This window comes from Sphingomonas faeni, from assembly GCF_040407565.1.
Lineage (GTDB): Bacteria > Pseudomonadota > Alphaproteobacteria > Sphingomonadales > Sphingomonadaceae > Sphingomonas > Sphingomonas faeni_F.
In genome coordinates this window covers 463613-476298 of the sequence record NZ_JAPZPR010000001.1, presented here as the reverse complement: position 1 = coordinate 476298, position 12686 = coordinate 463613, and the positions used below count along the sequence as shown (strand labels likewise).

Below are 12686 nucleotides of genomic sequence, written 5' to 3'. Positions count from 1 at the left end.
TCAGCGCGGAGTGGTCGTGCCGGTCGTCCCGCCCGTGGTCGAGCCCATCGTCCCAGTGGTCGTGCCACCCATCGTGCCCGTGGTGCCCATGGTTCCGGTTGAGCCACCCATCGTGCCGGTGGTGCCCATCGTACCAGTCGTGCCGCCCATCGTGTCGGCGCCCATCGTGCTACCGGTCGTGCCCGACATCGTGCTGCCCGTCGTGCCGGTGCCGCTCATGGTGCCCGACGTCGTGCCACGCGTACGGCTGCGAGCCTTGGTGCCACGCTGCGTGCGCGTTGTGGTCGAACGGGTGCTGGTCGAGGGGTTGGCCTGATTCATCGTGCCGGTCGACATGCCGCCGGTCGTGCTGCCTGCGGTCGAACCGCCCACGGTGCCGCCGCTCATCGTGCCACCCGTGGTGCCGCCCATCGAGCCGCCGGTGCCCGTCTGTGCCAGTGCCACGCCTGGAATAATCAACGCTGCCGCTGCGATCGAAGTCAGAATACGCATTTCGCTCTCCTATGTTATTGAAGAGCAAGCGCTTAAGTCCTGCTTATGTTCCGACGTCAGCCGCACTGGCCCCGATGCAGCAGCGCCTGGTCGGCGAGCACCAGCGCCACCATCGCCTCGACCACGGGGACACCGCGAATGCCCACGCAAGGGTCGTGACGCCCCTTGGTGGCGATCGTCGCGGCCTCGCCGGTCGGGCTGATCGTCTCGACCGGGGTTAGGATCGAGCTGGTCGGCTTGAACGCGACGCGGAGCCGGATCGGCTGGCCTGTGGCGATGCCTCCAGCAATGCCGCCCGCATGGTTGGCGAGAAACTCCGGGCCATCGACACCGGGACGCATCGGGTCGGCATTCGCCTCACCCGACAGTGCGGCAGCGGCGAACCCGTCGCCGATCTCGATGCCCTTGACCGCATTAATGCTCATGCAGGCGGAGGCGAGTTCGGAATCAAGCTTGGCATAGAGCGGCGCCCCCCAGCCGGCGGAGACGCCGGTCGCCTCGCACGCGATCACCGCGCCGAGGGACGACCCGGATTTTCGTGCCGCGTCGACGAGCGCCTCCCAGCGAAGCGCGGCCTTGGCGTCGGGACAGAAAAACGGGTTTTGGTCGATCTGTGCATCGTCGAAGTTTCCCGGATCGATCGCATCGCCACCGATCGCCTCGACCCACGCGCGGACACGGACCTGCGGGACAACAAGCCGCGCTAACGCACCAGCGGCAACACGCGCCGCCGTCTCGCGCGCCGACGAGCGACCACCACCACGAAAATCGCGAAACCCGTATTTCGCATCGTATGCATAGTCGGCATGGCCGGGGCGATAGGCCGTGGCGACGTCCGAATAGTCCTTCGAACGCTGGTCGACATTCTCGATCATCAGGCTGATCGGCGTGCCCGTCGTGCGCCCCTCGAAAACCCCCGAGAGAATGCGCACCGTATCCGGCTCGCGCCGCTGCGTCGTGAAGCGCGAGGTGCCGGGGCGGCGCTTGTCGAGCCAAGGCTGGATGTCGGCTTCGGTCAGCGGAATGCCAGGTGGGCACCCGTCGACGATCGCCCCCAGCGCAGGCCCATGCGATTCGCCCCAGGTCGTGAAGCGGAACAGCCGTCCAAACGTATTGAAGCTCATGCGGCGTTGCGGTTCGTGCGTGTCATGTCACCACGACCGGCAATCAGGCCCTGGACCGAGATATCCTCGTCGAGCTCGTCCCAGTGCAAACCGCTCGGACTGATCCAGACCTTGCCGCGATCGGCGGGCGAGCCGTGCAGCAATCGCGGATACCAGGCGAGTGGCACACCCAGCGTGCGGCCATCGTCGAGCCGGACCCACATCTGGTCCTCGTCGAATTCAACGCTCGTCGGGCGTACCGAAATGCTCATGCCATGCGCTCACGATCTCTGGCCTGCGACGACCTATCTGCTCGGTGAGCCATCGCAGGGTGCGTGCATCCAGTCCACGGTTATCGGCCATCGCCACTTCGGGATAAAGCCAAAATTTCGCATCGCCCTCGCCGCGCTTTGCGACGTGGACGTGCATAGGCTCGCGCGGATCGCCTTCGCTGGAGTAGAAATGGAAGCGAAACCCGCGATCGGAGAAGATCACGGGCATCGCTAAACTTTATGCCAAAGCGATATCAGGCGCGTCTTCGGCTTTCATGCCGATCACGTTGTAGCCGGCGTCGACGTGGTGCGTCTCGCCCGTCACGCCCGAAGCTAGGTCGCTCAGCAGGTACAACCCAGCGCCGCCGACGTCGTCGATCGTCACGTTGCGCTTCAGCGGCGAGTTCAGTTCGTTCCACTTCAGGATCAGCCGGAAATCGCCGATCCCGCTCGCTGCCAGCGTCTTGATAGGCCCCGCCGAGATCGCGTTCACACGGATGTTGTCGCGACCCAGATCGACCGCGAGATACTGCACGCTCGTCTCCAGCGCCGCCTTCGCCACACCCATCACGTTGTAATGCGGGATGACCTTCTCGGCGCCGTAATAGCTGAGCGTCAGCATCGCGCCGCCCTCGGTCATCATCTTGGCAGCACGCTGCGCCACCGCGACGAACGAATACACCGAGATGTTCATCGTCATCAGGAAATTGTCGAGGCTGGTATCGACGAACCGCCCGCGCAGCTCGTTCTTGTCCGAAAAGCCGATCGCGTGGACGACGAAGTCGATCGTCGGCCATTCCTCGGCCAGCTTGTCGAAGGTCGCATCGAGCGCGCCCATGTCCGAAACGTCGCAGTCGAACAGCCGCGCTACGCCAAGCTGCTCGGCGAGCGGGCGGACGCGCTTCTCCATCGTCTCGCCCTGGTAGCTGAACGCGAGCTCGGCGCCCGCCTCGGACAGCTTCTTGGCGATCCCCCAGGCCAGCGACTTGTCGTTCGCCAAGCCCATGATCAGCCCACGCTTGCCCGCCATCAAACCGTTCACGCCGTCCCCGCCTATACCTGCATATCCGTAGCAGGCTGCTCTAGCGTTGTTTCGGGTGGTTCCGCCAGTGCTGCGTTGAGATGCGCGCCGAATACGAGCCCGAGCCCGATGACATAGAAAAATAACAGCATGATGACGACGCCCGCCAAGCTGCCATAGGTGAGGTCGTAGCCGCCGAGCCGCGACAGGATCACCGGCAGCAGCGCGGTCGCGCTGACCCACCAGGCGGTGGTGAACAGCGCGCCCGGCCATTTGCGGCACTTCGAATAGCGATAGCGCGACGGCGTCACCGAATAGAACAGCAGGTACAGCGCGCCGAACATAAGCAGGCCGGGAATGAGTCGCGACAGCCCCACCCAGCCGGCGGCGTCCTGCGCGAAGGGGACGAGGCGGTAGATGAACTGCTCGGCCGCCGTCAGAATACCCTGGACGAGGAACGACAGCAGCGCGATCACCACCGACAGGATGATCACCGCGGACGATCCAAGCCGCGATTTCCAGAACGGCGCGGTCGCCTTGATCCCGTACGCGCGGTGGAAGATGTCGCGGATCGTCTCGACGAAGCTGCCGACCGTCCACAACCCGACGAGTGCGCCCAGCCACAGCAGCGACCCGGTCCGCGCGGCGAGCACATCGGCGATCGGCTTGCGCAACAGGTCGCCGACATTGGGCGGCAGGACGTTGAGGAACGACTCGACCGCGCGAACGGTCTCGACGCTCTGCCCGAAGATCGACAGGATCGCCGCCGCGACGATGAAAAACGGAAACACCGTCATCAACGCGAGATAGGCGAGGTTCCCCGCGTGGATGAACCCGTCGTTGAACACGCCGACGGCAGCACGTTTGAAAACTTCGAACGCGTAGCTGCCCGGCCTGACCTTCGCCATACCGCGGGTGAGACGGGCGCGCGTCGCACCATGATCGTGCGCGCGCGCTTCGGGCGTTAGGGTATTATCATTCACAAGGCGTTCAGACGCCCATGGCCCCCCGCGGGTTCCCCGCTTCGCGACCATCCCAGCTTTCGACGAACGCGGTCAGCGCCGCATCGCTCGCGGGAATGTCGATCATGAGGGTGACCAACTGGTCGCCCCGCGTGCCGCCCTTCTTGTGAAAACCCTTGCCCTTGAGGCGCAGCGTCTTGCCCGAGGTCGTACCCTTGGGGATGGTCAGCATCACCGGCTTGTCGACCGTCGGCGCCTTGACCGAACCACCCAGCACAGCTTCGGCAAGCGTGATCGGCAGGTCGAGGCGGACGTCATCGCCGTCGCGCGTGAAGAACTTGTGCGGCTGGACCTCGATCGTCAGGAGCGCATCGCCCGCGCCGCCCGGACCCTGCTCGCCCTTGCCGGCCAATTTCATCTGCGTGCCGGTCTCGACCCCGGCGGGCAGCTTGAGGTCAAGCGTCTTGCCGTCCGCCAGCGTCACGCGCTGCGGCTCCAGCGTCGCCGCCTCGACGAACGGGACCTGCAGGCGATACGCGGCATTCTCGCCCTTGGGCTGCGGGCGCCGACCGAAGCCGCCGGAGAACCCGCCGCCGCCGCCCCGCTGCGCGCCGCCGAACAGCCCTTCGAAGATGTCGCTCATGTCGGCCCCGCCCGCGCCGCTCTCATAGCCTTCGCTGCGGAAGCCTCCGCCGGGCTGCGGCCGCCCGCCGCCGCCACCGCCGAACCCGAACGGCGATGCGGGATTGCCGTCCCCGTCGATCTCGCCGCGATCGAACCGCGCGCGCTTGTCCTTGTCGTTCAGCAGGTCGTACGCGTTGGTGACCGTGCTGAACCGCTCCGACGCCTTCGGATTGTCCTTGTTGCGATCGGGATGAAGCTCTTTGGCGAGCTTGCGGTACGCCTTCTTGATGTCGGCTTCGGTCGCGTCGCGCGCTACACCCAGAGTCTTGTACGGATCGGCCACTTACGTCCCCATTCTAACTTGCGCGTCTATGTGGGGCGAGCGCCCGCCCAACGCAATTGCGCGCGAGGTTTTGCGGAGCGCCGATCCGCCCCCGTCAGAGCGACTTGCCTGCCCTGCCCGCCAGATCGACAATGAACTGCCAGGCCACGCGACCCGATCGGCTGCCGCGGCGCGTGGCCCACCCGATCGCCTCGTGCGGATCGAACGTCAGGCCATGCGCCTGTGCATAGGCGGCGACGATCGCAACGTAGCCGTCCTGGTCGAGCGCATGAAAACCGAGGCTGAGGCCGAAACGATCCGCCAGCGCGAGGTGGTCGTCGATCGAGTCGCGTGGATTGATCGCGCTGTCCTGCTCGGCGATGTCGCGCGGCGCAAGATGACGACGATTGGCAGTGACCGCCAGCCGGACATTGGCGGGCCGCGGCTCAGCCCCACCTTCCAGCATCGAACGCAGCGTACGTGCCTCCGCAGGCTCGTCGAACCCGAGATCGTCGACGAACAGAACGAACGCGCGATCCACCGGAGCCAGCGCCGCGAACAGCGCCGGCAGGCCACCGAGATCGGACACGTCGACCAGCCCGAGATTGCCGCCGTCCGCCTGCACAGACGCAACCGCGCTCTTGACCAGCGCCGACTTGCCGGTGCCGCGCGCACCCCAGAGAAGCACGTCCTGCGATGCATGCCCGTCCGCCAGGCGACGCAGGTTGGCGACCAGCACGGCCTTTTGTCGATCGAGGCCGATCAGCATCGCCAGCGGCAGCGGCGCGAAGGCGCGGGCGGGCCGGAGCGCGTCACCACGCCAGACATAAGCGGGATGCGCCCGCGGATCGGCGGCAGGCGGCGGCGGCGGGAAAAGGCGCTCCAGCGCGGCAGCGATACGGTCCAGCGGGTCGATCATGGCAGGGCTTCTGGCGCGCGCCCGCCATCCAGGCAAGCAGGCAGTCGGCCAGCGCCTCCTGGTCTGGCTTCTATCCGAGTTGCCGCAGATGCGCGGCGATCGTCGCGTTCGCTGGTGCCAGCCGCGTGGCCTTGACGAGCAACTGGCGCGCGCCGTCGATATGTCCCTGGGCCGCAAGCGCGACGCCGTAGGCATCCGCCGCCGCCGGGTTCATCGGTGACAGGTAATAGGCCGCGCGGCCGTAGCGGACCGCGATCTCGCCGTCGTCGCTACCCGCATAGGCGAGCGCCAGATCGGTCAGCACGCCGCCGTCGCGATTGCCGACGCGGCGGCGGACGCCTTCCAGCGTCTCGATCGCACGATTCCAATCGCCCGACGCGACCTGCCAATGCCCCAGCAGCCGCTGGCCGGCGAGGCTCTGCGGGTTCTGCGACAGATATACGGCGAGCGATGCCGAGGCGTCCCGCGCCCGCCCTGCCCGCCCCAGCGCATCGACAAGACGCAACATCGTCGGCTCGTCGAACGACAGATCCGCCGCCCGCGCGTAGACGTCCGCGGCTTCCGCATAGCGCCCGGCGGCGGCGAGCGTGTCGCCGAGCGCGAGTTGAGCCGCGGGAGCGCCCGGGCCGGCAACCGCCAGCGACCGTGCGCGCGCGATGGCGCCAGCATTATCGCCGGCGGCAACCTGCCCGCGGATCACGCCAAGGACATAGGTCGGGTCACCCGCCGCGGCATCCGCCCCAGCCATGAGCGCGCCGACCGCGTCGTCGGTAGCGAAGATCGTCGCCGACGCCGCGGGACCAGCGGCGGCGCGGTCGAGGAACTGCGCGGCGAGCACACGATCGCCGACCGCTTCGAACGCCCGCGCGATCAGGGTCAGCGAATAGCTGTCGGCATCGGCCCGCAACCCGATCGGGCGCAATAGATCCAAGGCACCTTGAGCATCGCCCGAGCGGAGCAACGCCGCACCGAGCAGCCGTCGCGCCGTCACGTTCAGCGGTTGGGCGTCGACCATCTGGCGCCACGACGCGACCGCCTGCTCGGATTTCCCCTCGGCATAATCCAGGCTTCCCGACACCAGAAGCGTACCCGGCAAGCCGGCGACCGCGCCGCCGGTCCGCAGCAACAGCGCGCGCGACAGCTCGGTCCGCCCGGCCCGCGCGGCAAGCACTGCCTGGAGATACAGTGCCTGCGCGCTGCCGGGCCGTGCCTGCAGCGCACGACGCGTGGCGGCGAGCATGTCGGCGTTGCGCCCCGCCTCGCCCAGCGTCGCGGCATATTCGATCAGCGCCGGGTGATAATAAGCATCGCTCGCCAGCGCCGCCTCGAACCAGGGAAGCGCGGCGACCAGCCCGTAGCGGCTGCGCACCACTTCGCCCTGCAGTGTCAGCGCGGCCGGTTCGCGCGGTGCGAGTTGCGCAGCCCGCGCCGCCGCGTCGCTGGCGCCGCCGATATTCCCTGCAGTCAGCCGGATCCGGCCGAGATCGGTCCAACCCGCGGCGTCATTGGGGGCACGGTCGAGCAATGCACCAAGCACCGCCTGCGCCTGCACGCCGTCGCCCTGCGCGGCAAGTGCGCGCGCTCGGATCCGCGCGGCATAGCCAGCATAGCGCGGCAGGGCCTTGGCAGCCGCATCGATTGCCCCGTCCGGATCGCCCTGCAACAGCCGCGCATGCGCCTGGAGTTGGTGGAGTCGATCCACCGACAGTCCCGCATCGACGGCGCGCGTGAGTTCAGCCTCGGCGGCCAGCCCGTCACCTAGCTCGAGATAGGCGCGCGCCAACACCGCGTGCGCGATGCCAAGCGTCGGCGCCGCCGTAATCGCAGCCTGCGCATTGTTTCGCGCGGCGCTGTAGTTGCCCGCCTCCAGCGTCGTCAGCGCACCTTTAATGGAACGCCGTGCGTCGGGACGTGGCGATCGCTGGCTCAGCGCGATCGCCCCGGTCACGACGATCAGGCACAGCAGGCAGATCGCGAGCAGGCGGCCACGGTTGCCCGCCAGCAGGGCCGGCATCTTGAACCGCCGGCGCCGGCGCCGGCGCAACATCGGATAGCGCGCGCTCCGTTGCGCAGCGTCAGACATGCCGGTCACGAGGCATGCAGATCGTAGCTCTTGAGCAGATCGTACAGCGTCGGCCGGCTGATCCCAAGCAAGCGCGAGGCGCCCGAGATGTTGCCGTCGGCGCGCGCCAGTGCCTGGCGAATGGCCTTCCGATCGGCGAGTTCGCGGGCCGCACGCAGGTTGAGCGCGGCGGTCTCCTCGGCCTTGCCGTCGAGATCGAGGTCGGCGGCGGTGACCAGCTTGCCGTCGGCCATAATCACCGCGCGCTTGATGCGGTTTTCCAGTTCGCGGACGTTGCCCGGCCAGCCCCACCCGTCGATCGCAGCGCGCGCGTCGGGAGCGAGGCCGGTGACTGCTGGGTTCATCGACACTGCGTAGCGCGTCACGAAGTGGCGCGCGAGCAATACCGCGTCGCCGGTCCGCTCGGCGAGCGCCGGGATGCGCACCACGATCTCGGCGAGGCGGTAATACAGGTCCTCGCGGAACCGTCCGTCGGCGACCATCGCGTCGACATTCTGGTGGGTGGCGCAGACGATCCGGGTGTCGACCGGGATCGCTTTCCGCCCGCCGACGCGTTCGATCACGCGCTCCTGGAGGAAGCGGAGCAATTTGACCTGGAGCGCGAGCGGCACGTCGCCGATCTCGTCGAGGAACAGCGTGCCCCCGGCGGCCTGTTCGATCTTGCCCTCGGTGGTCTTTACAGCCCCCGTAAACGCGCCCTTCTCGTGGCCGAACAATTCGCTTTCGAGCAGCGTCTCCGGGATCGCGGCGCAGTTGATCGCGACGAAATTGCCACGCGATCGCGGCGATGCGTCATGCAACCCGCGGGCGAGCAGTTCCTTGCCGGTACCGCTCGCGCCGAGCAGCATCACCGAGACGTTGGCGGGCGCGACCCGTTCCAGCATGCGCGTGACGACGGCCATCTCGGGCGACGCCGTGACCAAGCCGCCGAACCCGCCTGCACCCACGCGTGCGGCCAGCCGCCGGTTCTCGGCCTCCAGCGCGTGGACGTGGAACGCGCGGCTGACGATCAGCCCGAGCGCGTCGATGTCGATCGGCTTGGCATAGAAATCCCAGGCCCCGTCGGCGATCGCCTGCAACGCGCTTTCGCGCGCGCCGTGGCCCGAGGCGACGATCACCTTGGTATCGGGCTTCATCGCCAGGATGTCGCGGAGCGTCGCAAAGCCTTCGGTGACGCCGTCGGGATCGGGCGGCAGACCGAGATCGAGCGTGACGACCGCGGGCTCGTGCAAGCGGACCGCGTCGAGCGCCTGCGTCCGATCCGCCGCGACGACGATCTCATAGCCCTCATACGCCCAGCGAAGCTGGCGTTGCAGCCCGGTATCGTCCTCGACGATCAGCAGGACCGGCCGGTCCTTTTTCGGCATTTCGGTCATGCAGCAATATCCATCTCGGTGGCGATCGGCAGCAGGATGCGGAACCGCGTCCCCCGGCCTTCACTACTCGTCACGTCCAGCGCGCCGCCCATCGCGTGGACGAGCTGCCGCGTCTCGAAGGCGCCGATCCCGAAGCCGGTCGGCTTGGACGAAACGAACGGACGGAACAGCTGATCGCGCACGAAAGCGGGCGTCATCCCGCAGCCGGAATCGATCACGTCGATCGCCACCCGGTCACCCAGCCGCTTGACCGACAACAGGATCGGATCGTCTGCCATGCTTGCCTCGATCCCGTTCTGGACGAGATGCCCCAGCACTTGTTCGAGCCGTGCGCCATGCGCCTGTGCGAACAGCGGCGACGTTGCGGCGCTCCCGTGCGCGACGATCGGATGCTGTCCTCGCCGGGCAGTGGCGACGCGGGCGACCAGCGCCGCGACATCGACCGGCATCAGCGGTTCGGACGGCGCCGCATGGTGCTGCGACAGACGGGCGAGCAGCACGTTCATGCGATCGGAGGAGTCCTTGAGCGTGGCGACCATGTCGACGCGGAAATCGGGATTGTCGGCATGGCGCTCGGCATTGCGTGCCACGAGGGTCAGCTGGCTGACGAGGTTCTTGATGTCGTGCAGGATGAACGCGAAGCGGCGGTTGAACTCGTCGAACCGCGCCGCATCGGCCAGCGCCGCGTGCGCGCGATCCTCCGCCAGATAGCTCGCGGCTTGTCGTCCGGCGACGCGGAGCAGGTCGAAATCCTCCCAATCGAGCGCTCGATCGACCGGGGGCCGCGCGAGGACGATCGCACCGACCAGGCTGCCGCCGTGGAGCAGCGGCACGATCGCCCAGGCCTCGGGACAGGTCCGCAGCCACGCGGGGACGCTGGCGAATTCCTCGTCGCCCCCGCGACCGGCCCGGACCGGATCGAGTTCGACGATCCGGGCACCGCCAGCCAGATAGCGGGCCAGCACCTCGCCGCCGCCCTCGACCGCGCCCGTCCAGTTCCAGGTTGCACCGCATTCGAGCGATCCGCCCTGCGCCACCAGAAGGAGACCACCGGGCGAATCGGTGAGATCCGCGACTGCCTTCACGACACGGGTATCAAGCGATTCCGCGTTGTCGTCCGGGGCGGCGCTCGGCTTGCCCAGCGTATCGGTGAACCGCTGCCACTCGGCGCGATAGTCGTAGCGGTGGCGGAACAGGTGCTTGGCGACCTTCACCTTGGTCCAGGCGCGGAGCCACGGCGTCGACAACAGGGTGAGCACTGCGGCGGTCGCGCCGAACACGATCGCGGTCTGCGCGATCCGCGCATAGGGCCCGGCATAGCTCTCCGCGAGACTGGTCGCGAGAATGGTCAGGCCGACATACAGGACGAACCCGACCGCCGAGAGCGCGCGTACCGCGATCGGTCGAGACAGCGCCAACGTCCAGTCGCCGCTGCGGTGGACGGCGACGACCAGCAGCGCGGCACAGCCGATCATCGTGACGCCGCGCAGCACCGCCAGCGACGGCGCCCACTGAATCTCGAAATAGCGCGCGGTGAACAGCAGCAGGTCGATACTCCACATCGCCGCCAGCGCCAGGACGACCAGCCGGATCCCGCCGCGCGACGCGGGCGCCGCCTGATAGAGATGATGGATCAGGACCAGCGCGCTGACCGCTGCCATCATCCGGAACACCAGCCGCGCGGAACCGATCGCCGTCAGCGCCTCATGCTCCATTGGCACGCCCTGCACGACCGCAAGCAACGCGCTGGCGGCCGCGATTGCCATGACGACGAAATAGACAGCACCGAGCGCATAATTCCCCGCCCGGTCGCGCCGGACCAGCGCCAGCATGAAGCCAAGCCAGGCGATGTTGCGCGCGCTTTCGGCGATCCGCGGCGCGACGTCCTGCGAATCGAGGCCCGCCACCGCGAGCGCCCAAAGGCTGGTCGCGACGAGCGCGGTGACGAACGCACCGTGCGGCCATAGCCCCTCCCCGCGCCGCACCTGCGACAGACCGAGCGCGCCGAACAGCAGGGCGGCGAGCGCATGGCTCCAGAGGATGAGTGTTGCCGTCACCGTTCGCTCAGCGCGCGCCGGCCGGCCACAGCACCACGCGCAGCGTTTGCAGCAGGATCAGCATGTCCAGGAACGGTGAATAATTCTTCGCGTAATACAGGTCGTATTCGAGCTTGTGCCGGGCATCCTCGATCGACGCGCCGTAGGGATAGTTGATCTGCGCCCAGCCGGTAATGCCGGGCTTCACCATGTGCCGCTCGGCATAGAAAGGCAGCTGCTCCTCGAGCTGATCGACGAACTGCGGGCGTTCGGGGCGCGGGCCGACGAAGCTCATCTCGCCCTTCAGAACGGTCCAGGTCTGCGGCAGCTCGTCGATCCGCACCTTGCGGATGAACCGGCCGATGCGGGTGATCCGCGGATCGTCTTCCGCCGCCCAGACCGCCTTGCCCGACACCTCGGCGTCCTGCCGCATCGAGCGCAGCTTCAGGATATCGAACCCCTGATTGTACAGCCCGACGCGGCGTTGGCGGTAGAATGCGGGGCCCTTCGATTCGAGCTTGATCGCGATCGCCGTCAACAGGATCACCGGCAGGGTGATCGCCAAAAGCAGCCCGCTCGCCAGGATATCGAACGCGCGCTTGAAAACGCTCGACAGCATCCGGCTCGAGGCAAAGCCATCCGAAAAGATAAGCCACGACGGATTGACGCTTTTGAGGTCGATCCGCCCCGTCTCGCGCTCGAGAAATGACGATATCTCGCTGACCTGCACACCCGTCGTGCGCACCCGCAGCAAGTCCTTCATCGGCAGCGCGTTGCGGCGTTCGTCGAGCGCGAGGATCACTTCGCTCGCATTCTGATCGACGATGTGTGCCGCCAAATTAGGGATGTCGCCGCGCGGCGTGGCGTTGGCGACGACCGGATCCGCCTCGCCCATCGACACGAACCCGGCGACGACGAAATTGATGCCGGGCTGTTCGGACAGTTCGAGGATGCGCGCCGCCCGCTTGCCGGCCCCCAGCACGACGATCCGACGCTTGAACGTCTCGCCGCCGAGCGTCTTGCCGAGCAATGCGCGGACGGTGACGAGCAACAGCGTCGCGATGATCGTGGAATAGAGGAGGTTCGAACGCCAGAAGCTGAGCGCGGGCACCAGAAAGAAGATCAGCGACAGGAACATGACGCCAAGCGCCAGCGCCACCGCGAGACGCGCGGCGGCGAAGCGGAGCGACAGGAACGACGCGACTCCGTACGCACCGACCGCGACCAGCGACACCTGCAAGGCCATCGCGAACGTCAGCAACTGGGCGAAGCGGGTATCGATCGGCTCGACGACCATGCCGATCTGGTGCGCACGCACGACCCAGCCGAGCTCCGCGGACACGAGCAGCAGGACGAGATCGACCAGTCCGAGCAACAGCACCGCGTGCGGCACATAGTGTTTGAAGAGCCGTATCATGCCACGCTATCCCGACACAGGGTTGTAAATGCCACCGACACCCGCGTGACGGTTTCGCA

The 12686-nt window shown here is 67.4% G+C and carries 12 protein-coding genes; all 12 read right to left on the bottom strand.

All coding sequences use genetic code 11. The annotated features are described in order from the left end of the window. On the bottom strand, positions 1-492 hold the full coding sequence (locus tag O6Y00_RS02005) for a hypothetical protein (protein WP_353440977.1): 492 nt from the start codon (positions 490-492) through the stop codon (positions 1-3). Positions 493-548: 56 nt separating this feature from the next. Then, positions 549-1616 carry a chorismate synthase gene (gene aroC, locus O6Y00_RS02000; protein ID WP_353440976.1) on the bottom strand — a complete coding sequence of 356 codons (1068 nt, stop codon included), beginning with the start codon at positions 1614-1616 and terminating at the stop codon, positions 549-551. After that, positions 1613-1867 (bottom strand): DUF2442 domain-containing protein, encoded by a 255-nt coding sequence (locus tag O6Y00_RS01995; RefSeq protein ID WP_208622480.1) that lies wholly within the window; start codon positions 1865-1867, stop codon positions 1613-1615. The genes aroC and O6Y00_RS01995 overlap by 4 nt, the downstream gene beginning before the upstream one ends. Continuing rightward, entirely contained in the window at positions 1836-2096 is a 261-nt protein-coding gene (locus tag O6Y00_RS01990) for a DUF4160 domain-containing protein (RefSeq protein WP_353440975.1), read from the bottom strand. Before O6Y00_RS01990 ends, O6Y00_RS01995 begins: the two co-directional genes overlap by 32 nt. Positions 2097-2105: 9 nt before the next feature. Further along, the gene (fabI, locus tag O6Y00_RS01985) at positions 2106-2909 is read right to left on the bottom strand and encodes an enoyl-ACP reductase FabI (protein ID WP_107964572.1); all 804 of its coding nucleotides are present in this window, start codon (positions 2907-2909) and stop codon (positions 2106-2108) included. 11 nt (positions 2910-2920) lie between these two features. Next, entirely contained in the window at positions 2921-3796 is an 876-nt protein-coding gene (locus tag O6Y00_RS01980) for a YihY/virulence factor BrkB family protein (RefSeq protein WP_374956454.1), read from the bottom strand. A gap of 82 nt (positions 3797-3878) precedes the next feature. Further along, positions 3879-4817 carry a DnaJ C-terminal domain-containing protein gene (locus O6Y00_RS01975; RefSeq protein ID WP_353440973.1) on the bottom strand — a complete coding sequence of 313 codons (939 nt, stop codon included), beginning with the start codon at positions 4815-4817 and terminating at the stop codon, positions 3879-3881. Positions 4818-4911: 94 nt separating this feature from the next. Beyond that, complete coding sequence (locus O6Y00_RS01970; protein WP_353440972.1) at positions 4912-5715, bottom strand: DUF815 domain-containing protein; 804 nt, start codon at positions 5713-5715, stop codon at positions 4912-4914. Between the two features lie 70 nt (positions 5716-5785). Then, positions 5786-7798, bottom strand: a complete 2013-nt coding sequence (locus O6Y00_RS01965) for a tetratricopeptide repeat protein (RefSeq protein ID WP_353440971.1) — start codon at positions 7796-7798, stop codon at positions 5786-5788. 5 nt (positions 7799-7803) lie between these two features. Further along, the gene (gene prsR / locus O6Y00_RS01960; RefSeq protein ID WP_353440970.1) at positions 7804-9174 is read right to left on the bottom strand and encodes a PEP-CTERM-box response regulator transcription factor; all 1371 of its coding nucleotides are present in this window, start codon (positions 9172-9174) and stop codon (positions 7804-7806) included. Next, positions 9171-11231, bottom strand: a complete 2061-nt coding sequence (prsK, locus tag O6Y00_RS01955) for an XrtA/PEP-CTERM system histidine kinase PrsK (protein ID WP_353440969.1) — start codon at positions 11229-11231, stop codon at positions 9171-9173. The genes prsR and prsK overlap by 4 nt, the downstream gene beginning before the upstream one ends. Positions 11232-11238: 7 nt before the next feature. Next, positions 11239-12627, bottom strand: a complete 1389-nt coding sequence (locus O6Y00_RS01950; RefSeq protein WP_353440968.1) for a TIGR03013 family XrtA/PEP-CTERM system glycosyltransferase — start codon at positions 12625-12627, stop codon at positions 11239-11241. Between the last annotated feature and the right edge of the window lie 59 nt (positions 12628-12686).

Bases quoted from the DNA above. Each gene is read 5' to 3' on its own strand.
- O6Y00_RS02005 (WP_353440977.1), bottom strand. From the start codon at position 492: ATGCGTATTCTGACTTCGATCGCAGCGGCAGCGTTGATTATTCCAGGC.
- aroC (WP_353440976.1), bottom strand. From the start codon at position 1,616: ATGAGCTTCAATACGTTTGGACGGCTGTTCCGCTTCACGACCTGGGGC.
- O6Y00_RS01995 (WP_208622480.1), bottom strand. From the start codon at position 1,867: ATGAGCATTTCGGTACGCCCGACGAGCGTTGAATTCGACGAGGACCAG.
- O6Y00_RS01990 (WP_353440975.1), bottom strand. From the start codon at position 2,096: ATGCCCGTGATCTTCTCCGATCGCGGGTTTCGCTTCCATTTCTACTCC.
- O6Y00_RS01980 (WP_374956454.1), bottom strand. From the start codon at position 3,796: ATGGCGAAGGTCAGGCCGGGCAGCTACGCGTTCGAAGTTTTCAAACGT.
- O6Y00_RS01970 (WP_353440972.1), bottom strand. From the start codon at position 5,715: ATGATCGACCCGCTGGACCGTATCGCTGCCGCGCTGGAGCGCCTTTTC.
- O6Y00_RS01965 (WP_353440971.1), bottom strand. From the start codon at position 7,798: ATGTCTGACGCTGCGCAACGGAGCGCGCGCTATCCGATGTTGCGCCGG.
- prsR (WP_353440970.1), bottom strand. From the start codon at position 9,174: ATGACCGAAATGCCGAAAAAGGACCGGCCGGTCCTGCTGATCGTCGAG.
- O6Y00_RS01950 (WP_353440968.1), bottom strand. From the start codon at position 12,627: ATGATACGGCTCTTCAAACACTATGTGCCGCACGCGGTGCTGTTGCTC.